The sequence below is a fragment of the Vibrio ostreae genome (assembly GCF_019226825.1).
GTDB classification, from domain to species: Bacteria; Pseudomonadota; Gammaproteobacteria; order Enterobacterales; family Vibrionaceae; genus Vibrio; species Vibrio ostreae.
In genome coordinates, this window is sequence record NZ_CP076643.1 from 1,375,099 (window position 1) to 1,397,134 (window position 22,036).

General features: G+C 50.1%; 18 protein-coding genes and 1 riboswitch. Of the genes, 13 read left to right on the plus strand and 5 right to left on the minus strand.

All coding sequences use genetic code 11. The features are described from left to right. Nucleotides 1-76 precede the first annotated feature (76 nt). Complete coding sequence (locus KNV97_RS12360; protein WP_218563239.1) at nucleotides 77-1,060, minus strand: DctP family TRAP transporter solute-binding subunit; 984 nt, start codon at nucleotides 1,058-1,060, stop codon at nucleotides 77-79. Between the two features lie 487 nt (nucleotides 1,061-1,547). Between KNV97_RS12360 and KNV97_RS12365 the strand changes: the two genes are divergently transcribed. From KNV97_RS12365 to codA, 5 genes are all read left to right on the plus strand, one after another. Further along, the gene (locus KNV97_RS12365) at nucleotides 1,548-2,057 is read left to right on the plus strand and encodes a GNAT family N-acetyltransferase (RefSeq protein ID WP_218563240.1); all 510 of its coding nucleotides are present in this window, start codon (nucleotides 1,548-1,550) and stop codon (nucleotides 2,055-2,057) included. Nucleotides 2,058-2,182: 125 nt separating this feature from the next. Further along, entirely contained in the window at nucleotides 2,183-2,350 is a 168-nt protein-coding gene (locus KNV97_RS12370; RefSeq protein ID WP_206208391.1) for an entericidin EcnAB, read from the plus strand. A 369-nt stretch (nucleotides 2,351-2,719) separates the two neighbouring features. Continuing rightward, nucleotides 2,720-3,979 (plus strand): cytosine permease, encoded by a 1,260-nt coding sequence (codB, locus tag KNV97_RS12375; RefSeq protein WP_218563241.1) that lies wholly within the window; start codon nucleotides 2,720-2,722, stop codon nucleotides 3,977-3,979. 1 nt (nucleotide 3,980) lies between these two features. Further along, a complete protein-coding gene (locus tag KNV97_RS12380) occupies nucleotides 3,981-5,174 on the plus strand; it encodes a PucR family transcriptional regulator (protein ID WP_218563242.1) in 1,194 nt (397 codons plus the stop codon). 11 nt (nucleotides 5,175-5,185) lie between these two features. Continuing rightward, entirely contained in the window at nucleotides 5,186-6,433 is a 1,248-nt protein-coding gene (codA, locus tag KNV97_RS12385; RefSeq protein ID WP_218563243.1) for a cytosine deaminase, read from the plus strand. 52 nt (nucleotides 6,434-6,485) lie between these two features. Here the strand turns inward: codA and KNV97_RS12390 are convergent, their stop codons facing one another. After that, nucleotides 6,486-8,072 (minus strand): glycoside hydrolase family 68 protein, encoded by a 1,587-nt coding sequence (locus tag KNV97_RS12390; RefSeq protein WP_136484125.1) that lies wholly within the window; start codon nucleotides 8,070-8,072, stop codon nucleotides 6,486-6,488. A gap of 180 nt (nucleotides 8,073-8,252) precedes the next feature. After that, a riboswitch (cyclic di-GMP riboswitch) is annotated at nucleotides 8,253-8,338 on the minus strand. 418 nt (nucleotides 8,339-8,756) lie between these two features. Between KNV97_RS12390 and KNV97_RS12395 the strand changes: the two genes are divergently transcribed. From KNV97_RS12395 to KNV97_RS12415, 5 genes are all read left to right on the plus strand, one after another. Continuing rightward, nucleotides 8,757-8,921 carry a hypothetical protein gene (locus tag KNV97_RS12395; RefSeq protein ID WP_218563244.1) on the plus strand — a complete coding sequence of 55 codons (165 nt, stop codon included), beginning with the start codon at nucleotides 8,757-8,759 and terminating at the stop codon, nucleotides 8,919-8,921. A 355-nt stretch (nucleotides 8,922-9,276) separates the two neighbouring features. Next, a complete protein-coding gene (locus KNV97_RS12400; protein ID WP_218563245.1) occupies nucleotides 9,277-11,622 on the plus strand; it encodes a YgiQ family radical SAM protein in 2,346 nt (781 codons plus the stop codon). A gap of 447 nt (nucleotides 11,623-12,069) precedes the next feature. Next, nucleotides 12,070-13,464, plus strand: a complete 1,395-nt coding sequence (locus KNV97_RS12405; RefSeq protein WP_218563246.1) for an MFS transporter — start codon at nucleotides 12,070-12,072, stop codon at nucleotides 13,462-13,464. A 10-nt stretch (nucleotides 13,465-13,474) separates the two neighbouring features. Continuing rightward, nucleotides 13,475-14,413, plus strand: a complete 939-nt coding sequence (locus KNV97_RS12410; protein WP_218563247.1) for a glycoside hydrolase family 43 protein — start codon at nucleotides 13,475-13,477, stop codon at nucleotides 14,411-14,413. Between the two features lie 73 nt (nucleotides 14,414-14,486). Continuing rightward, entirely contained in the window at nucleotides 14,487-15,056 is a 570-nt protein-coding gene (locus tag KNV97_RS12415) for a sugar O-acetyltransferase (RefSeq protein ID WP_322972736.1), read from the plus strand. A 129-nt stretch (nucleotides 15,057-15,185) separates the two neighbouring features. On the opposite strand, the gene serC is transcribed toward KNV97_RS12415, so the two are convergent. Together serC and KNV97_RS12425 are read right to left on the minus strand one after the other, a co-directional pair. Beyond that, nucleotides 15,186-16,280, minus strand: coding sequence for a 3-phosphoserine/phosphohydroxythreonine transaminase (gene serC, locus KNV97_RS12420; RefSeq protein ID WP_168796983.1), 1,095 nt, complete (start codon nucleotides 16,278-16,280; stop codon nucleotides 15,186-15,188). 122 nt (nucleotides 16,281-16,402) lie between these two features. Beyond that, nucleotides 16,403-17,671, minus strand: coding sequence for a DUF945 family protein (locus KNV97_RS12425; RefSeq protein ID WP_218563248.1), 1,269 nt, complete (start codon nucleotides 17,669-17,671; stop codon nucleotides 16,403-16,405). Between the two features lie 217 nt (nucleotides 17,672-17,888). On the opposite strand from KNV97_RS12425, the gene KNV97_RS12430 reads away from it, so the two are divergent. From KNV97_RS12430 to KNV97_RS12440, 3 genes are all read left to right on the plus strand, one after another. Then, on the plus strand, nucleotides 17,889-19,808 hold the full coding sequence (locus KNV97_RS12430) for an ATP-binding protein (RefSeq protein WP_218563249.1): 1,920 nt from the start codon (nucleotides 17,889-17,891) through the stop codon (nucleotides 19,806-19,808). A gap of 128 nt (nucleotides 19,809-19,936) precedes the next feature. After that, a complete protein-coding gene (locus KNV97_RS12435) occupies nucleotides 19,937-20,434 on the plus strand; it encodes a response regulator (protein WP_136484132.1) in 498 nt (165 codons plus the stop codon). Nucleotides 20,435-20,690: 256 nt separating this feature from the next. Then, nucleotides 20,691-21,239 carry a hypothetical protein gene (locus KNV97_RS12440; protein WP_136484133.1) on the plus strand — a complete coding sequence of 183 codons (549 nt, stop codon included), beginning with the start codon at nucleotides 20,691-20,693 and terminating at the stop codon, nucleotides 21,237-21,239. Nucleotides 21,240-21,338: 99 nt separating this feature from the next. On the opposite strand, the gene KNV97_RS12445 is transcribed toward KNV97_RS12440, so the two are convergent. Then, the gene (locus tag KNV97_RS12445) at nucleotides 21,339-21,923 is read right to left on the minus strand and encodes a TfoX/Sxy family DNA transformation protein (RefSeq protein WP_218563250.1); all 585 of its coding nucleotides are present in this window, start codon (nucleotides 21,921-21,923) and stop codon (nucleotides 21,339-21,341) included. Nucleotides 21,924-22,036: the final 113 nt, after the last annotated feature.

Genomic DNA, 22,036 nt, shown 5'->3' on the forward strand with positions numbered 1-22,036 from the left:
GATGACAGGGCCTGTTGAACAGCTGAGACAAGGCTCAGGCAGGCAGATCGCGGGTTCAACAGCCCCTGCAGGCTAATTAGCCCTCAAATAAGCCGACAATATCTGTACCGACTTTTTCTTTCCACTTATTGTAAGAAGGTTTGGTTTTTTGACGGAACGCGTCGATCTGCTCCGGCGTCAGCTCCATCACCTGCATATTGTTGTCACGCAGCACCTGAACACCATCGGCGGTTTTCTGGCGAGAAATCTCTCTTTGATATTGCATCGCTTCTTGCGCCGCCTTGGATACTTTCTGCTGCGTCTCTGCATCCAGGCTGTCCCAGACTTTGCGGCTTACCGCCAGGAAAATCGGGTCATAAGAGTAGTGCCACAAGGTGATGTTGTTCTGAATTTCATACAAACGCTGCGGAACAATAATCGCGCCTACCGGGTTTTCCTGACCATCCACAACCCCCTGCTGCAGAGCCGGGAAAGTTTCAGCCCACTGGATTTGTTGCGGGTTAGCGCCCAAATCCGTAAACACATCAATATACATAGGGCCGGCAACACGCACTGACATACCTTGCAGATCGTCCGGCGATTTCACCGCTTTCACGCTGTTGGTCAGCTCACGAAAACCATTCTCACCCCAGGCCAGAATAATAATATTTTTATCCAGCGCGATTTGTTCGATCTTTTTACCGCCCGGGCCATTAATCGCGTCATCGACAGCTTTATAGTCATCAAATAAGTAAGGCAGCGAGAATACTGCCATTTCCGGAATTAACGGCGTCACGTTAATAGCAGAAGTCAGGACAAAATCGATTTTGTTTGCACCCAGCATTTCTGCCTGCTTGATTTGATCACCACCGGTCAGGACCGAGTTCGGAAAAATGCGCACCTTCATATCACCGTCAGTTGCTTCAGAAAGCAACTCGTTAAACTTTTCCGCTCCTTCCTGCCAGGTCGTGGTATTCGAAACGTTGTGTGATAAACGGTAGGTCTTAGCCTGGACAGAAAAACCAATCGTTGAGCAGGCAAATAAAATGCAGAAGCATTTTATGGCAAGGCGTGAATACATAATAACATCCCTATTATTGAGCTTTTTAATATTAAATTAATGGTAATAATGAGGTATTTTCGATAGATAAGGATATAAGTGTCAATCAGGGAACCTGAATTCTGTGAAGTAATATAACTTGTAAATCAAACTGTTAAATCAATCAAAGCTTATATTATGTTGCCTTTATTCTGAAATTAAAAACAACATTGTATACAAATTTAGATTGGTGATATTTAAATTTGCAAATGAAGCAATAAGCCCGTATTTATATCGAAATTCTCTATGCAACTCCCAGCCGGGTTCAAATGGGAAAACCGGACCCTATCTGTACGCACAGCAGACACCGTTAGCGCACGATATCTTCATTGCATCACACCTTTATTGCGTAACACTCGGTTAAATCAAACAATGACTACCCTGCATTATCTATTTGGTTTAATGTATAACGCCTTTTCACACAGTTCGCTCTGCTCTGATAGCTGAGTAAAAAAGACCCCAACCCAGTATGAATATCGTCAGCGTTGATAGCAGTAACCAGTATATTTATCTTAATTTAGCCCAGGCTTACGAAGCAGAATTTTCGCAGATCATGCAAAAGAAACCGGATGAGCACGGACGTTTCGGCCTCGACACCGAAATAGGCGGTGTGGTCAGCGGTTATCTGCTTTTTATCAACGGAATCCCGGCCGGTCATTGTGCGATTGCCGAAGAAACAGACGGCCATTTTGAAGTGTGTGACTTTTATGTGGTGCCCTACTTCCGTGGCCGGCAGACCGGCCAGCGTTTTATCACCAAGTTGTTCGAAGACTTGGGGGGGCGCTGGGAAATAAAACAGGTCGCAGGAGCCGAGCACGCCATTCATTTCTGGCGTAAAGTGATCAACCACTATACGCGTGGCCACTTTACAGAAGATGTATTCGATGACCCGAAATGGGGTATGGTTACCCGCCAGCGTTTTGATCATCAGCCGTCATTCACTGCTCACCGTGAACGATCACGCGCAGCACTGGCGTGATGCAACATCGCATTGCTTCGACATAGTTCTGACACAGTCATAGCGCAATTTGGTAATACCCGTATTACTCTTTAAGCAATTTATTGTTATTTTATCTTCCATATTGATAATTTAAGGAATAAGCCATGAAAACTGCACTGACTGCCATCACTCTGGCTCTGCTGCTAAGCGGCTGCGCAGAAACCTGGAAAGGCGTGAAACAAGACTCTTCTACTATCTGGAATGAGACCAAAGAAGCGACTCAGGCCGGGGTACAAAACACGAAAGAAGCCATTCACGAAGCCACCGAATAACCTCGCCAGCCGGTAATCCAATACCGGCTTTTTATTGTCGGTAATTGCTGATCTGACATTCACTCAATAGTGTCTCACATCGCTCACCACTCATGGCGTCATGTTGTGCACTCGGCCTACCCAGCCACATCACCAACTCGCACCAAAATGACTCTTTTTCACCTTGGTGGTGCAAATTCAACGCATTATGCTTCTCTGCTCAAAATATCAACCCAAGCCACAACCTCGCAATGTGTGCAAATGGTACAGTTATCCGTGCTACTAGTGTCCCTTGCGCACAGTGCAAACCGAAGTGGGGACTGCTTACGGGTTTTGGCACAAATGTTGTTTTGAATCGGGAGTTAAACATCAATTCAAGGAATGAATGTTATGAATACGACAAGTGATTATCCGTTAAGTGCTGTACCCGCCGACCAGCGTAAGGGAATGTGGTCAATGATGTCAGTATTGCTCGGCTTTACCTTTTTTACTTCCACTATGTGGGCCGGCGGTACACTGGGCAGCGCGTTTAGTTTTTATGAGATGTTGGCCATCATCCTGATTGGCAACGCTTTACTGGGCATCTACGCGGCGGCCCTGGCTTATATTGCCTGCAAGACTGGTCTCAATACCGTGTTACTCGGACGCTACAGCTTCGGCTTGAATGGCAGTAAGCTGTCCGATTTTGTGCTCGGCTTCACCCAGATAGGCTGGTATGCATGGGGCACAGCAACGATCGCTTTAATTCTGGTCAAGTTGCTCGAGCTGCCAGAATCCTGGACCGTACCGTTGATGGTTGTGTTTGGTTTTGGCTTTTGTATCAGTGCTTCCATCGGCTACAAAGCGCTCGAGCTGCTATCAAAAATTTCTGTACCGGCGATGCTGTTTTTCATTGGCCTGAGTTTTTACAAAGGTTTGATCGATGTCGGCGGCATCGGTGAACTCATCATCAGGCAACCAAGCGACAGCATGCCGGTGGCCGCAGCCATTACTCTGGTGTTTGGTACTTTTGTCAGCGGCGGCACTCAAGCCACCAACTGGAGCCGTTTTGCCAAAAACGGCAAGGTCGCCGTGCTCACGACCCTGGCCGCTTTCTTTGTCGGTAACGGCCTGATGGTGTTTGTCGGCGCATTCGGCGCATCGATTTATCAGCAGTCGGACATTGTCGATGTTCTGGTGTCACAAGGCTTCATGCTGGCTGCAGTATTGATGCTGTTTACCAATATCTGGACCACTCAGGACAACACTATTTATAACTTTGCGGCGGCAGGCTGTAACATTCTGCGCACCGACAAACGTCGCCTCATCACCTGGATTGGCGCCGCTATCGGTACCGCTATGGCGATCATGGGGATGTATAATATGCTGATCCCTTTCCTGATCCTGCTCGGTACCTTTATCCCGCCGATTGGCGCCATCATCATGACCGATTTCTGGGTCAAATACCGTACGCAAATGCCGGATTTAGCCACCGCTAACCTGCCACAATACAATTGGTCAGGTCTTTTGGCTTACGCTATCGGCTCCGGCTGCGCTTATTTCTCGCCTTGGGTCGCACCGCTGGTCGGCATTCTGGTCTCCGCCGCAAGCTATACCCTTTTGTTGTCGCTGTCGGGAGCTAAACAACGCGCGATGCAGAGTGCACAGTAAGATGGTCACCATTGAGTCATTAGCGTGTATTCCCGGTCTGGAGCCTTTGCAGCTCCGGGCCGGGCAACAAGGCCGGCACAATATCATCCGCTGGCCCTACGTCGCAGAAAATGCGGATATCAAAGACTGGATCGAAGGCGGCGAGCTTATCTTCGTGACCGGTTTAAACTGGAACTGGCAAGCCAATGATTTTATCCAGCTGATTACGACTGCAAAAGCGAGAAATGCCAGCGGTCTGGTACTGCTGACTCACTCTCCTTATTTGGATGAGATACCACACAACGTTTTGGCATTCTCCGACCAGTGCGGCTTTCCCGTGATTGAGCAGCCATGGGCACTGCCCATGGTCAAAGTCACCGAACTGCTGTCGAATGCGATCATCATGACCGATCTGCAACACAAGTCGACCCGCTGGCTGATTCAACACCTGCTGGAATCGGCCGTGCCATCAGACATGACGTTGCTCAAAGCCAGCGAGCACGGCATAGAGGTTCACAGAATCTGGTCTGTAGCGGTCATTAACCCGGCTTCGAATCAGACCAGCGATCTGATACGCAGCCAGCATTTAATCAGCCAGTTCCTGGCTGATTTTAGCGGCGCTCTCCCCGTACTCGAATATCACCAGGGCTGGCTGGCGTGCCTGCCACTTACCTCCAACAGCCCCGACACTCTTACGGTGTGGCAGCAACTGGCACAGTATCTTGCCCGTCAGGGGATTGATTGCCATCTTGGCCTGAGCGAAGCCAGAACGCTGCGCAGCCTGCGTCAGGCGGTGTTACAAGCGCGGCAAAGTGCCGATTTCAGTGCCGCCCATCAGGGGTATCCGGTAGTCCACTATAACAGCCTTGGCATCGCGCAAATTTTCAGTCGCCTTGAGGACCCGCAATTTCTGGCTGACTTTTGCAAGCAACACTTGGGCGGACTGTATGGCGATCAAGACAAACAGAATCAGTTACTCAAACACACGCTAAGCTGCTATCTCGACCACCTGGGATCGCTGCGCCAAACCGCCGCTCACCTCAATATTCATCGTAATACGCTCAGCAACCGGCTAAGTAAGATAGAGCAACTAACCGATCTGAGCCTCAACAATGCCCAGCAAAGGTTGAGTATCCAATCCGCACTGATCGCAGAACGTCTGCTGTTTTCATCGGCAACCAATACGCAGCCATCGGCTGACAAATTGCACTTTTGAAGGAAGGAACCATGATTATTATTAACGCCAGCCTGAGAGGCAAACAAGGACTGTACAGCTTAGAATGTGAACAGGGCCAGTTTACCGCTATCACACCGCAATCAGGCATGATCAGTGACGCCCGGGCTGAGATTGATGCGTCAGGTAACCTACTGTGCGCCCCTTTCGTTGAACCTCATATTCACCTGGACGCAGTACTGACCGCCGGGCAACCCAACTGGAACATGAGCGGAACGCTGTTTGAAGGCATTGAGCGCTGGGCGGAACGTAAGCCGATGCTGAGCCGGGAAGATGTGCAGTCGCGGGTACTGAAAACCATTGAACTGCTGCTGGAAAATGGCATTCAGCATATTCGTACGCACGTCGATGTGACGGACCCTGATTTAGTGGCTCTGAAGGCCATTAACGAATTACGCCCGCAGCTGGCGCCTTTTATTGATTTGCAAATCGTGGCCTTTCCGCAGGAGGGAATCCTGTCCTACCCTAACGGCACCGAGTTGATGGAAAAAGCCCTTGAACACGGTGCGGATGTTATCGGTGGTATTCCCCATTTTGAATTCACGCGCGAATATGGCGTGCAGTCGGTGGAATGGTTAATGGATCTGGCGCAAAAACACGACAAACTGGTTGATGTGCATTGTGATGAAATCGATGATGAAGCATCACGTTTCCTCGAAGTGTTGGCAACCGTGGCACTGGAAAAAAATATGGGCGAACGGGTCACCGCCAGTCACACCACGGCCATGCACTCTTACAACAACGCATACTGCTCTAAGCTATTCCGCCTGCTCAAGAAATCAAAGATTAACTTTATTTCCTGTCCGACAGAAAGCATCCACTTACAAGGTCGCTTTGATACCTATCCGAAACGACGCGGCATCACACGGGTAAAAGAAATTCGCGCGGCCGGTATGAACATCTGTTTTGGCGAAGATTCCATTCAGGATCCCTGGTATCCGGTCGGAAACGGTAAGCTGCTACGTGTACTCGATTCCGGGCTGCATTCCTGCCATATGATGGGCTATGAAGACCTGGCAACCGCGCTGGATTTAATCACCGATAACGGCGCCAAAGCGCTACATATCTCAGATCGCTACGGTATTGAGGTGGGTAAACCGGCCAACTTTATTGTCCTGCAAGGCAGCAATGATGTAGAAGTGATTCAGAAACAGGGGGAGGTGCAGTATTCGGTGCGTTACGGTGAGATCCTGATTGCCCGCCAACCGGCCCTCCTGACTCATCGCGTGGCACTGACCTGATGAAAAGCCTTGCGGGGCACTCTCCGCAAGGCTTGATTCAGAACGCTGCTAATTATTTGCCGTGGCGGCCATGAATACCACTCGGATTGACGTCGCGATTGGCCGGAATATCGGCCCAACCGCCCAGACCATCTCCATACAGGCCGTAGGTATAATCCACTTCTGAACTGTCACCGTCGATCAGTATTTTTACCGTTGGTGCCAAGGTACCGCCGCGGCGGAAGTTTTCTTTAAAGCCCACCGTATCAATAAACGACTGCACCAACCCATCAGGCATCACATAGTGAGAATAAGACTGAAAATGTCCAGCTGGCTGGTTGTAGTCCGGATCGTAAGGGGTGCCCGGATAGAAGTTCAGGTTGGTCGGATTACCCAACACCAGGCCAGAGCCCTGGTTCATGGGTTGATAATCACTGCGGATACCGTTGCCGACAAAGCCATATACTCCTTCCGGTCCCGTAATGCCATTGGCAAAAGTGGTACTGTGGCTGATAGTAAACAGATAATATTTACCATCTTTTTGCACGATTTGTGGACGCTCAGTCTGGTCGGTCACACAGTTGGCGGACAGGATCGGCGGCAGGAATTCCCATTCCGTCAGATCATCGTTCGTCGCGCGTGCCAGTCCTATGTTACCAATCTGATAAGTGGCACCGGAGGCATTCACCTCGCGCGGCGTTTCGGCGTACGGGTCACCAATCTGATACCCCAGGTCTTCCTCAGTACACTTCGCTTCACCACGTTTCATCGCTGAGTTACCTTCAAACACCATAAATGTCTCACCTGGATGTGCCGGATCAGTGAAGGTAAACGGATCACGGAAGTTAAAGTAGGGGTTCTGTTCAGCGGTCTGGTAATATGTACCGTCTGCTTCCAGCAGCGTAGTCACCTTTTTGAAACCGGTGAACTTCACTCCGTTTTTGTTCGCATGGATTTTACCGACACTCAGGGCAATACGCGGATCGTAGGGTTTGATATCGTTCCCATTTTCATCTCGATAAAAGGCCACGTCGGTGAAAAACAGTTTTACCTCGCCGCCGCGGAAAATACGCGCCGAGCCGGACCATTGTGTTTGATGACTGAAAGACTGATCCTCAAAAATTTGCCCGGTCACCCCTTCATCAAAGATCTGTCCACCATAGGTCCAGCCGCCGTTTGCCGGACGATCTTCATCCGGAATGCCCGCCGGACGGTAAAAATAGCCAATGCGGGCGTAGACGTGACGATCATCAAAACCCAAGCTACGATCAGCCACCAGTGAAAAGATCACCTCCTGGCCATTGATACTATATTGGTTACCATCCTCATCCGTTAACGGCCATGAATCCCACACCCAAACCTGCTCATTGGACATATCCGGAAAATCGAGCGGAATAGGTGGCATGGTGTACTCTTCTGGCATGGAGTTTTCACGTGATAATGCCAAAGGATCAGACATCCGCTTAATCTGGCGAGCATCAGCACGAGTCCACTTAGCGGTAAAATCGCTATCTGGTGCATAAGCTTGCTGAGTGTGTGCTGTGGGCTCAGGACCAGGTTGAAGCTGCGCTGCTAAAGCGGATTGGCCGGCTCCAGCAAGCAGTAACCCCAGCATAATATGTGACACCGGCATGACCGGTTTTCGACTGTTTGTACTCATTATTTACCTCTGCTTGTTTAACATTGTTATCTGTTTTCTTTCCAGAGATAGTGACCACAACTTGGTTTATCTTTTCATCTAAATATCTTTCGAGAACGTTCCCAACTTTTGGCAACAAGTTACCTATCTCGGGTAGCCCCTTCGTATAGGTTCGAAACAAATAGAAATCGTAGATACACAACTGGCGGTCCCGCTATCTTAGGAAAATATCCGTTAGACCGGAAACTTTGCGTCACCTCCTTTCGAAGGCTTTGCCTTTACAATCGTCGACAGCTCAAAGAAGAGAGCGTATTGACTGGACTCAGACAGCGCGTGCTGACTAAGTAACGGGAGCATATCCGGAGAATGTTACAAAACAAGCCGCCATAACTAAAACTTACCCAAGCCTGACCGTGAGCCAACATAACAAGCAAGAAGGTAACTTTTTGATTTGGTGGTAAAACCTGATTAAGTAAGTTGTGGTACCGGTCTCAAGGCCACCAGTTGCATCCGATTCATAGCGCCGTATCACAACCAGGGTATTTGGCGAACAAATGACCTTAACATGACACAAAGTAAATAATTACCCACTTTGAAGTTGCACAAGTACGCAAACGACTTCGGACTCCAAACGATTAGCGAACCATACGATGGATGAACTTCTACGAGACACTGGCCCCCGCAGCCCATGGTCCAGCCAATCGAATGAGTGACCGAACCATGATACTCAGTCCGGCCTTCCGCCTGCGTTTGCTCTATGTTGCGCTGCCGTTTTACTGGCATATATCCGGCACACTTGCTGTTGATATGCGCCAGAATGAAGATGAACTGTTGTGTTTATTAACAACAGAAACAGAGCGACTTCGCTGAGAACGTGATACACTCCAGCGCTATTTTGTCTGGCGTCTTTTTTCACCTGCTATTATTGCAAGATTGAGGAAAGAAGATTTCCATTCAGACCGGTTTGAGCACAGGTTGAACAAGCCTGCTCTAAGCCAGCCAACAGAGCTGACAGCGGATGTCTTCGGCTCTCAACACGCGCAATGTATGCGGCCAGGAGTGGTCGTAAGTGACTGTTTCAGACCATTCGGGTTACAAACAGATCGGCGCGGAAAGAATTTCGGGCGTTGAGTGTGCGACCACACAACACAGGCACAAAGCCATATTACAACCATGGTCATGCAGCCGCTCAGCCCTTAGCGTAAAGTGAGCACGTTTTAAACATATGAATACACCAAAGATTAACGAATACAAAAAGTACTGGGCCGAATGTTTTGGCACAGCGCCTTTCCTTCCCACCTCACGTCAAGAGATGGATGCTCTGGGTTGGGACAGTTGTGACATCATCATCGTGACCGGTGATGCGTATGTTGATCACCCAAGTTTTGGTATGGCGATCATTGGCCGTTTGCTGGAATCCCAGGGCTTTCGGGTTGGTATCATTACTCAGCCGGAATGGCAGAACAAAGAGGCCTTCACCAGTCTGGGTAAACCGAACCTGTTCTTCGGTATCACTGCCGGCAACATGGACTCGATGATCAACCGCTACACCTCAGATAAAAAGCTGCGTCATGACGATGCCTATACTCCGAACAATGAGGGGGGCAAACGTCCGGACCGCGCCACTCTGGTGTATTCACAGCGTTGTCGTGAAGCCTATAAAGATGTGCCTATTGTACTGGGCGGCATCGAAGCCAGCCTGCGTCGTGTCGCGCATTACGACTACTGGTCAGATAAGATCCGTCGTTCAGTGCTGTTTGATGCCAAAGCCGACATCCTGCTGTTTGGTAACGCCGAGCGAGCGCTGGTCGAAGTCGCCCATCGTCTGGCGAATGGCGAAAATATTGCTGACATGACCAATGTGCGCGGCACCGCCGTGAACCTGCCGGCTGCACCGGAAGGTTACACCGTGATCGACTCATCACGGATTGATAAGCCAAGCAAACCGTTTGTGCCGACCAACCCGTACGAAGTTGAAACCCAGTGCGAAACCAATAAGAAAGAAGAAGTCGAAGCCAAGCCGATTACCATTCGTCCGTCGCGCCACGATGCTAAAACCACCGCGGTGCGTCTGCCATCGTACGAAAAACTGCAAAACGACCGTATTCTGTACGCGCACGCCAGCCGTGTTCTGCATCTGGAAACCAACCCGTATTCCGGCCGCGCCCTGCTGCAGAGCCATGGCAACCGTGAACTGTGGGTTAACCAGGCACCTATCCCGCTGACGACAGAAGAGATGGACTTTGTGTTTGGCCTGCCTTACGCACGGGTTCCGCACCCGATGTATGGCAAAGCAAAAATTCCGGCTTACGATATGATCAAGACCTCAGTCAACATCATGCGTGGCTGTTTTGGTGGCTGCTCTTTCTGTTCGATTACCGAGCACGAAGGACGAATCATCCAGAACCGTTCGCAAGAGTCGATCATTAACGAAGTCAAAGAGATTCGTGACAAAGTACCGGGCTTTACCGGCACCATTTCCGACTTGGGTGGTCCAACGGCTAACATGTACCGTCTGGGCTGTTCTGATCCAAAAGCGGAGGCAAACTGTCGCCGTCCGTCGTGTGTGTTCCCGGGTATCTGTCATAAACTCAATACCGACCACAAACACACCATCGACCTGTACCGTGAAGCACGTAAAGTTGAAGGTGTGAAGAAGATCCTGATCGCGTCCGGGGTACGGTATGACCTGGCAATCGAATCACCAGAATACGTTAAAGAGCTGGTGACGCACCACGTCGGTGGTTATCTAAAGATTGCGCCGGAGCATACTGAAAAATCACCGCTTGATCTGATGATGAAACCGGGCATGGGTACTTATGACCGCTTTAAAGAGATGTTCGAGAAGTTCAGTGCCGAAGCGGGTAAGAAACAGTACCTGATTCCCTACTTCATTTCTGCTCACCCGGGCACCAAAGATGAAGATATGCTCAACCTGGCATTGTGGCTGAAACAGAACAACTTTGAGTGTGACCAGGTACAGAACTTCTACCCGTCACCGATGTGTAACGCAACCGCGATGTATCACTCAGAAGTGAACCCGCTGAAACGAGTGAAGTACAAGAAACGTGAAGACATCACGGTACCGAAAGGTGAGCGTCAGCGTCGCCTGCATAAAGCTCTGCTGCGTTACCACGACCCGCTCAACTGGCCTTTGATCCGTGAAGCACTGATCGACATGGGTAAAAAACACCTGATCGGTGACAAACCAAGTTGTCTGGTACCGGCCGAAGACAGTGACCGCAGCACGCCGGCTCAACGCCGTAAATCAGGCCGCCACGGTGCCAACCGCTTTGCCACCAAGCATACCAAGTCACAGCCAGGCTTCGACGCACTGCGCGGCGACCAACCCAAAGGTCAACGCAAAGGCGGAAAGGCCGCAGGACAGGGACAGCAAGGCGGCCCGGGCAAACAAGGGGGTTCAAGTAAGCAAGGTGGAGCCGGTAAACAAGGTGGCCGTAACCAGGCCCCAAATGGTAAAACAAGCGGCAACCGCGGTCAGGGTAACAACCCAACGCGTGCCCGGGGTAAAGACCAGTCTCAGGGACGCAGCGGGCAGCGTGCTAACTGATACCGGTATCCCTGGTTAACCCAAACTACCGCCAACGGTGGTAGTTTGGGGATGTAATCGAAAGCCGCCGCCCTGGCGGCTTTATTATTGTCTTTCACTCACCCGTGAGAAGTTTATTCACGCCTTCTCTCTACCTAATAAAACGTTATTTCATCTGGCGTTTTTAAGACTCTTTGTCTTTATTTCCCTGCTGTAACTACAGACGGCCAAAATAGCCATAACCGCACTTTTAATATATTAATCACTAAGAAACAAATGCTTATAAACAGTACGACTATTACTCTTTGATAGCACTTCATTGAGAAAATAGCCTGTTTAGTCATAACCAGATTAGCTAAAAATATGTACAAAAATGCTGCATACCTGGATATTTGAGACTTATAACAGTACCAGAACGCTATGCCCATTACATTATTCATCAGTTGTAAATCAACGGATGAAAATACAATGTATAAATATAAGCTGCCTGTATTAGAAAAAGTGGGATTTGGTGCCGGTGATATGGCCGTCAACGTGGTCATCTCTTCGATGATGTTGATCATCACCTTTTTCTACACCGATATCTTTGGGATCAAACCCCAGGATCTCGCCCTGCTGTTCATCGTAGTACGCCTGATTGATGCGGTCACTGATCCGTTAATGGGCATGCTGACCGATAAAATTCATACTCGCTGGGGTCGCTACCGGCCCTATCTGCTGTTTCTTTCTGTACCGTTCGGTTTATCGGTGTATCTGGCTTTCAGTACCCCGGATGCCGACTACAACAGTAAACTCATCTACGCCTACGCGACCTACATTCTGGTCACGATTATGTTTACCGCGGTGACGATTCCTTACATCTCGCTCATTAGCGTACTAACGGACGATCCAAAAGAGCGCCTGTCTGCCAACGGTTACCGGCTGTTTTTTGCCAAGATTGCCGCGTTTCTGGTCACCATTATCGTGCCGCAACTGTCCGAATTCTGGGGGCAAAACAATATCCAGCTCGGCTACCAATATGCGATGGGACTGATGGGATTGATGGGCACACTACTGTTCCTGTTCTGCTTTATGACCACCAAAGAACGGATTGAGCACAAGGTGGAGCAGCGCAGTTTCACTCAGCAGGTCAAATTGCTGGCCAGTAACGACCAATGGCTGGTGCTGTGCGCTGTGTGCGTCACTGGTACGGTGGGTTATGTGATACGCGGCTCTGTTGCCGCCTATTACGCCAAGTATTATCTGGGGGGCGATGCCGGTACGATTTCAGCCTTTCTGGCGACTGGTGTGGTAGCGGCAATTCTGGCCATGGTCGCCTCGACCTGGATCACCAAACGCTACTGTAAAATTAAGCTGTTCCGCTACAGCCAGATTGCCGTACTGTTGATCAGCGCCCTGCTCTATCTGCTGGTTGGGCGCGGCGATTTTGCCTTGGCGTTCATGCTCTATTTCCTGCTCTCATTTGTGGTGGATTTGCATGCGCCGGTATTCTGGTCGGCGATTGCCGAAGCGGTCGATTATGGCACCTACAAAACCGGCCAGCGCGTTTCCGGCCTCGCCTTTGGCGGAATTTCTTTCTGTCAGAAATTTGGTATGGGCATTGCCGGCGCCATCGTCGGCTGGCTGCTGACCACGTTCAACTATGTCCCTAACCAGGATCAATCGGATTATACCCTGACCGGCATCGCCCTGATGCTGACGGTCATTCCCGGTCTGTTCCACTTTTTGATGGGCGCGTTAATGTTCAAGTACAAAGTCACCGACCGTTTCTACCACTCGATGACCGCAACCAATATTCTCGAGCAGGATGAAATCCTCAGTACGGTTACTCCGGATAAGCCACTGAAAGGTCTCACTCATTAAGGTTCACATTATGCAAACCCTGACTAATCCAATCATTGAGCAGCGGGCCGACCCGCATATCTACCGCCACAGTGACGGTTACTATTATTTCACTGCGTCCGTGCCTGAATATGACCGGATTGAAATTCGCCGCGCGCGTTCCATTGCCGAACTCGCCACCAGCAATGAACTTATTGATGCGTGGCACAAACCGTCCAGCGGCCCTTACAGCGACCTGATCTGGGCGCCTGAACTGCATTATATTGATGACTGCTGGTATGTTTACTTCGCCGCCGCGCCGTCACGGGAGATAGTCGACGGCCTGTTCCAGCACCGCATGTACGCTATTTCAAACCGCAACGCCAACCCCATTAGCGACAACTGGGTGTTTGAAGGGCAAATTGAGACCGGAATGGATACCTTTTGCCTGGATGCAACCGCGTTTTCTCATCGCGGACACAACTACTATGTCTGGGCGCAGAAAGAGAATGGCATTGGCGGTAATTCCAATCTGTATATCGCCGAACTGGAAACACCTTTGCTACTCAAGACTCCGCCGCAGCGGTTAAGTATCCCCGAGTTTGACTGGGAACAACGTGGCTTCTGGGTCAATGAAGGACCTTCAGTACTGCACCGCCACGGTAAGTTCTGGATGACCTATTCGGCCAGCGCGACAGATGAAAACTACTGTATGGGCCTGCTCTGGGCCGATGAAGAGAGTGACTTACTCAACCCTGCCAGCTGGCATAAGTCTACCCAGCCGGTCTTTGCCACCAACTGGCAACTCAAGGTGTATGGACCGGGTCACAACAGCTTTACTCAGGATGAGCACGGTAACGATTTATTGGTCTATCACGCCCGCGATTACACCGACATTGAGGGTGACCCGCTCTGGGATCCCAACCGCCACACCCGGGTTAAAGTGCTTGAATGGCAGGATGGTCAGCCACATTTTGGCGATGCCGTCTAAGTCATGAACATGCCCGGCAGGCCCCTGCCGGGCGGGCTAACTAGTAACAGAACCACTTCAGACAGGAGTCCTGATGAGTGCACTGCAACAAATGCGCGCCGGTGAGCGCTACTGGATTAATGATCCCGAACTGATTGAGACCCGCGATATCACACGGGATTTAGCCGCCGAATATAACCAGTTGCCCCGAAGTGCCCGTGAACAGCAACGTACGGTTTTGCAGCGCCTGTTTGCAGCGATTGGCGACGATGTGCATTTCGAAAAACAGATCAATATCGATTACGGCATCAATACCACGATTGGCAGCCATGTCTTTATCAATTTCAACTTCACGCTGCTCGATTGCGCCCCGGTTACCATCGGGGACCACGTATTTATTGGCCCGAACGTGCAGGTTTATACCGCTCATCACCCACTCGACCGTGCCAGCCGCGACCAACATATCGGCTGGGCCGAGCCGATTACTATCGGCAGCCATGTCTGGATTGGCGGCAACTGTGTGATCATGCCCGGCGTATCGATAGGTGACGGTGCGGTGATCGGCGCGGGCAGTGTCGTCACCCGCGATATTCCCGCGAATACACTGGCGTTTGGTCATCCGTGCCGGGTGCAAAAGAGCATTACACAGACTGACACGCCCTAGGGCTGCCCGCCAAACCATTCCCTCGGGTCTCAAACGGGGCAAATGCCAGGCACAAAAAAACCCGGTGAAATCACCGGGTTTTGCATGAGAGTAACTCAGTCACAACCGAGCTGCCATTGTTCAACAAGCTTAGGCGTATTTCGCTTCGAACTCTTGCATAAAGTCTACCAGCGCCTGCACACCTTCAAGTGGCATTGCGTTGTAGATAGAGGCGCGCATACCGCCAACCGCACGGTGGCCTTTCAAAGAGGTCAAACCACGTGCTTCAGCCAGCTCCAGGAAGGTGGCGTCCAGTTCTGGTTTCGCCAGTTGGAATGGTACGTTCATCAGAGAACGGTTATCCGGGTGGATATCGTTACGGTAGAACGGAGAAGCATCAATTTGTCCGTACAGCAGCGCCGCTTTGGCACGGTTAGTCTTTTCAATCGCCGCCACACCGCCGTTCTCTTTCAGCCATTTGAACACCTGACCAGACAGGTACCAGGCGTAGGTTGGTGGCGTATTGAACATAGAATCCTGCTCCGCCAGCAGCGTGTAGTTCAGAATGCTTGGCAGCGTTTGCTGCGCAACACCCAGCAGATCGTCACGTACGATGGCAATACAGATGCCTGCCGGACCGATGTTCTTCTGCGCACCTGCGTAGATCACGCCATATTTAGAAACGTCGATCTCACGGGACAGAATCGTTGAAGACATGTCTGCCACGATTGGCTTATCAGTCACAGGCAGGTCGTTAATTTCAATGCCGTCGATAGTCTCGTTCGGGCAGAAGTGAACGTATGCGGAGTCCGAATCAATGTTCCACTCGCTCGCTGGCAGAATACCGGTTTTGCCGTCTTTAACGATTTTTGCGTCGAAAACGTCCGGTGTACAGTATTTGTCCGCTTCTTTTACTGCGCTTGCAGCCCAGTATCCACCGTCGATGTAAGTCGCTTTAGTCTTGTCACCCAGCAGGTTCTGCGGCACAGCAGCAAACTGCGCGCGCGCACCACCCTGACAGAACAACACCTTGTAGTTGTCCGGGATATTCAGTAAATCGCGCAAATCCTGTTCCGCTTCCTCTGCGACCTTGATAAAAGGTTTGCTGCGGTGGCTGATTTCCATCACTGAAACACCCATGTTGTTCCAGTTAACAAATTCAGCCTGTGCTTTTTGCATTACAGCTTTGGGTAACGCTGCTGGACCAGCACTAAAGTTAAAGACAGTGTCCGTGATCGGCTCCATGTGTTCTTTGCTCCTGCTATCGAAAATTAGTGTGATTAATACCACTTTTTTAGCTGGATAAAAAGTGAGAAAAGAGGTCTTAAGACCTCTTTTCGTTAATAAGCACAAAATTCCTTTCGCTACTAACCTTGTTGCATCATCAAAGTCATAAATAATGCCATCAGCGGGACTTTCGTGCCGTTGGCAAATTGCAGATTACCGTCTTTCACATCCGCTTTTAACTGATAACCTTTATCATCCTGAGTCGCCATTTCCATCACAACCAACTCATCTGCTCCCTGCTGTATCATCGGATATGCTGCCGCAAGTTGATTAGAAACGGACGATTCCAGATGCCCGGTGAGCGCGGACAGCACGATACCGGGATCCTGCATCACATTATCCGTCCCTTCAGGAATAGACAAACTCCAGCTGGAAGTAAACTCGCCTTCGCCCAGAGATGCAGACAGCTTGTCCATCGTCAAACGAAAGCCTTTAGAAAATAAGGTGTCCAGATATGGCATCGCCTGTCCCATCGCTTCATGGGTCATTTCAGGATAGCTTTGGTAAATATTCGACAGTTGCTCAAACGAATCACTGTCAACATCCGCCAGAGTAAAATCAAGCTGCACATCACGCAGAATGTTGTCCTGATTGACCACCTGGCCGATATTCACCACATGCTGGCTGCTGAAACGCTGAGTAGCCTCATCTAACGTTGAAGTGAACTGGTAACTGGCTTTGTCAGCACTGAATGGCGTCGTGCCATCAATATCTGTGGTGGTCAGCGCATCCAGAGTCAGGCTCTGTTTACCGATCCAGAAACCTTTGATTTGCTTGCCCTGTCCGTCAATACGCAGATGGCTGAGCTGGGCTTTTTCACCATTGGTAAAGTCCATATCAATCGATGGAACAGAAAGTGAATAAGTCAGCTCACCCAAGCGGGTCGCACTGCCCTCCAGCACCGCCGGAGTCAGAGAAATGGTGAACGGCGTTTCACCTTGATTCTGGTAATGCCAGTTGTCACTCTCCACTTTAAAACGGGTATTGCCGTTTAAGCTAGTCGTGCTGGTGATGGTAAGCGGTAACTCGGGATACTCAGGAAAATCCGACACCGCCGTTAAACTTATCAGCCCATGGGAGATTTCACTGTCCAGTAAAAATTGGGCCGGAATACCCTGTTCGGCCAGTTGCGCTTTCAACTGAGGATCAAGAATGGTGTAGCGGGTTTCAACATGGGAAGAAAGATAGCCGCGATCATAACTGACCAGTTCAGCCGTCACCTGTTCGTTACTGAAATGAGCAATACCATCGGTGATGACATTTTGTCCAATCTGACCGACTGCCAGTGGCCAGCACAGTACCAGGACGACCGCGCCACCCACTGCGCCAATGCGTTTTATCGTATTCATGTGTTCGGGATTCCTTATTGTTTGGCTCAGTCTACCGTAGATGCCCAAAGGACGAAACAGTAACAGCTGCCTGTCAGAAACGAGTAAGCAAAGTATGAAGTAAATCAGGGAATTGGTTGCCTTTGTGTCAGGATTTTTTGACTTCTAACCAGGCTCGCAAATTTGGTGGCTAAAGCCTGATAAAGTCATGGATAGTGATAGCCCGTGCGAGAGTCTTGTGAACCGATATGCCCTGCTCTGTTTAGACAACAATCCGCTCAGCGTACAACACTGGCGTAACGAGCTGAGCGTGTTCGCCAGCCGCTTTGATGTGCTGAGCGCGGCTTCTTTGCAGCAAGCTCATCAGATCCTCGAGCAGGTTGAGCAACACCACCAGGTCGTAGCTCTGGTGGTGGCCAGTCATCATTCTGCTGTGGACGGTGCCGACTTTCTTATCCAGTTAGATAAGATGCCGCACACTCGTAACGCCCGCAAAATACTCATCAGCAGTGGCCTGGATATTCAGGCAATCGTTAATGCCGTCAATGAAGGCAGGCTCGATTACTGTCTGACCGAGCCACTGGCGGATAACCTGCTGCGCAAAACCGTGCAACAGGAACTCACCACCTATCTGCTCGACCACGATAGCGACAACGTGCTCACTTACAGCAGTGTGCTGGACCAGTCGCGTATTCTGCGTGCTCATATCGACAATAAGATGCGCAGTTACCGCGAGGGCTTCATCAGTGATTATCATCAGATGTCAGATATGGAACTGGCCGAGCAAGTGATTGGTGCCCTGTACCAGTTTTTTGAACACAATGACGAGACTCGCGCCTGTCGTACTTACTCGGCCCAACACCTGCTGACGGAAGAAGGCAGCGAAAACCGTTTTTTATGGTTCATTACCTCAGGCGAAGTCGCGCTGTACAAAAAAGATGACCAGGGCCAGCAGCGAGAAGTGGTGCGACATCCGAAAGGCAATATTGTCGGCGGCATGTCTTTTGTCACCGGTGAACCCTCGTTTTCAACCGCCATCACACTGACGCAGACCGAAGTGATCAAACTCGACAGAAGCGTATTTGCCAAAGTAATGCACTCCGACACCCGTCTGCTGCCGTTGTTCACCAATTTACTGTTACGCCATTTTAACCGCCGGTTGCAGCGCAGTATCACCACTAAAATCACACTGCAAAAAACGCTGGAGTCGCTGGAAAGTGCCCATCAACAATTGATAGAGCGTGAAAAAATGGCCATGCTGGGCCAACTGGTGGCTGGTGTCGCCCATGAGCTGAACAACCCCGTCGCCGCCATACTGCGCGGCGCAGAAGCGCTGGCCCGTAACATTGAATCGATTGTTGAACACTCCCGCCATCTGCCCATCGACCATCACGGCGCGCAATTGTTACGCCAGGCGCTGCGGGTCAACCCGCTCTCAACGGCGGAGGTACGCGCGAAAGCGCAGGCTCTGGAGGCGCGTATCCAGCACAGGTTACTGGCTAAAAAGCTGGTCACTCTCGGGCTGGATGAAGACCAAGCCATACTCACCCTGGCACAGCAGGATGCCGAGCAAGCCTTGCAACTGGTCAGCGAGCTGGAAAGTTACCACCTCGCCGGGAGCAATTTACGCTCAATTACCGTCTGCTCGCAACGGATTGCCGATATGGTCAAAAGCCTCAAGGGTTATGCCCGCCCGGACGATGAAACCTTTCATCTGGTCGATATTCATGAAGGACTGGAAGATACCCTGGTGATCTTTGAAAACCGGCTCAAAATGCACCGGGTAGAGAAAGAATACGCAGAGTTGCCCCTTGTTCGCTGTCAACCGATCGCTTTGCAACAGATCTGGACTAATCTTATCGCCAATGCGATTGACGCCCTGCCGGAGCGCGGCACACTTCATATACGAACCAGGCTGGCCGTTAAAGAGGACAAAACCTACGTGGTGGTCAGTATTACCGATGATGGCTGTGGCATCCCAGCACCATTGCTGGACAAAATTTTTGCTCTCAATTTCACCACCAAACGTGAAGGCAATTTTGGCCTGGGGATCGGTTTATCGGTCTGTCAGCAAATCGCCCTGCAGCATCAGGGCTGGATTGAGGTCGACAGTAAGATTAACGCCTATACCTCAATGAGCTTATGGCTACCGTTATAGTTTTAACGGTGCCCTGGTGATTTTTCGGTATACGACGAGTTTGCAGCTAACACTCTGACTCAGTAAATACTACAGCTACATACCGTCACGCTGACCACGCATCAGGATTAAGTATTAAGGAGAACAACATGAATAAATACATGATTTTATGTGTTGATGATGAAAGAGAAGTGCTGGATAGCGTGGTACAGGATCTTGACTGTTTCGAGCAGGATTTTGTACTGGAAGCTGCCGAGTCGGTCAGTGAAGCAAGACAGGTTATTGACGATTATTGTCAGCAGGATATTCATCTGGCACTGATTCTGTGCGACCACATTATGCCCGAGCAAACCGGGATTCAGTTTTTGATCGAGATGAACCAGAATCCGGATACGGCCGCAACCCGCAAGGTACTGCTGACCGGTCAGGCCGGACTGGAAGATACCATTGAGGCGGTCAACCATGCCAGCCTTGATTTCTATGTTGCTAAACCCTGGCAGGGTGACCAGTTGCGCCAGATGGTCAAAGATCAACTGACCCAGTACATCATCGACCATGAAACGGATTTGATGGCTTGGGTACAAATTCTGGATGCCGAGAAGATCCTCAATGCCATGGCAGCAAAACGCACCACTTTTGGAGAGTAAGCATCCAATCTCACCAATAAACTGCAAATTTGGCTGTCGAGTCAGACAATAAACACAAAAGTTTCATATATTTGGCATTTAAATTGCTTATTTTTACCTGAACGACAAAACAATGACATTTTTCGGTAGAGCTCGGCAACACCGTGAATTATGATGTCGACACTTTTAGAGCTTGGTTATCTTGCAAGGCATTACGTTTATATGACCTCACCGTTGACCATGGAATTAATCATAAAGAGATAGGTTTATCGTGATTATGCGTAAAACAATCATTGCATCAGCACTTCTTCTTGCTTCAGCCCATTCAATGGCTGCGGTCAATCCTAACAGCCCGGCCGTGATGAGTAACTTCAGCTACGACTACGTTGAAGCGCGCATCGGCGCGAGCCCGGTTACCTATGGTGCGGCAATCAGCACTTCTATTCACCCTAATGCTCACATTATCGGCCGTGTGGATTCTGAGTTCGAAGACGACTACGACGCAGCCGCTGGTTTCGGCTTCCACGCGCCAATCAACAACTGGGCTGACTTCACTGGTGAGATGCTGTTCCGCATTCATGATGACGAATCTCGCAGCAGCGCGGATACCGGTATGGAACTCAACCTTGGCGTACGCCAGTGGCTTGGTCCGCAACTGGAAGTGGGGGGTAAAGCCGGTTACGTTTCTATTGATGATAACGACGACTGGATTGGTTCGGTTTACGGTCGTTTCCACTCAACAGAGCTGTTTTCTATCGGCGCTGAAGCCCGCTTCAACGATGCGTACGGCGACCAACTGATGTTTACCGCTCGTTTCAAATACTAAACAGCACTCTGCGCACTGCCGGATCACTGTACGTAAAGCTGGCGTCGTATATTTGTGTCAAAAAACCGAGGCTTGCCTCGGTTTTTTTGGTTTTGAACGTCACTGCCGACAACTGTCGAGCAACTGGCGTTTACGCGGTTCCTGGAGCAGTTCCCAATGCACTCCTTCGATAGCGCCAGCAAACTTCCACAGCAGACTGACATCCAGATCATTGCCGTAAATATCGCGGACTTTATTAAAGACCTTTGGCGCTCCCAGATCAACGAAAGTCGCCACGTCCTTGATGCCCGCTTTTTTTACCATGCGCTCCAGTCTGAAATGCATATTCGGCATATCTCTTAAACGCTTCACTTCACCCTGGTTCTGGCGACAGCGCGATGCCACTGCATACTCAATCGAACGATGGATCAAATCGTCAAGGCAAGCCTTCTCAGCACGGTATAAATCCGTCACGTCATAATAATTAACTGTCGCCGTGGTCTGCTTTTTTATATGACGGAATTTTTCACATCCTAAAGCCAGAAACTCATCATCCAACACACAGCCGCCACGAATAAACAAGCGCCCTTGTGCCAATAATGCAAACATAGAGTGATGCCGGAACAATCCTGTACCACCGAACATGGAACGCTTCTCCAACGGACCAAATTGATTGAGGAATGAGATGTATCTGTTTGTACTCATTGTGGTAACACCTTCTTATTGAATGAATAAAGAGGTCACCAGACAGCAATAAATAGTATCGGCTAGCCAACCGATTAAAGTGCAAAGTCCATTTATCGAACGTTTGCTTATAT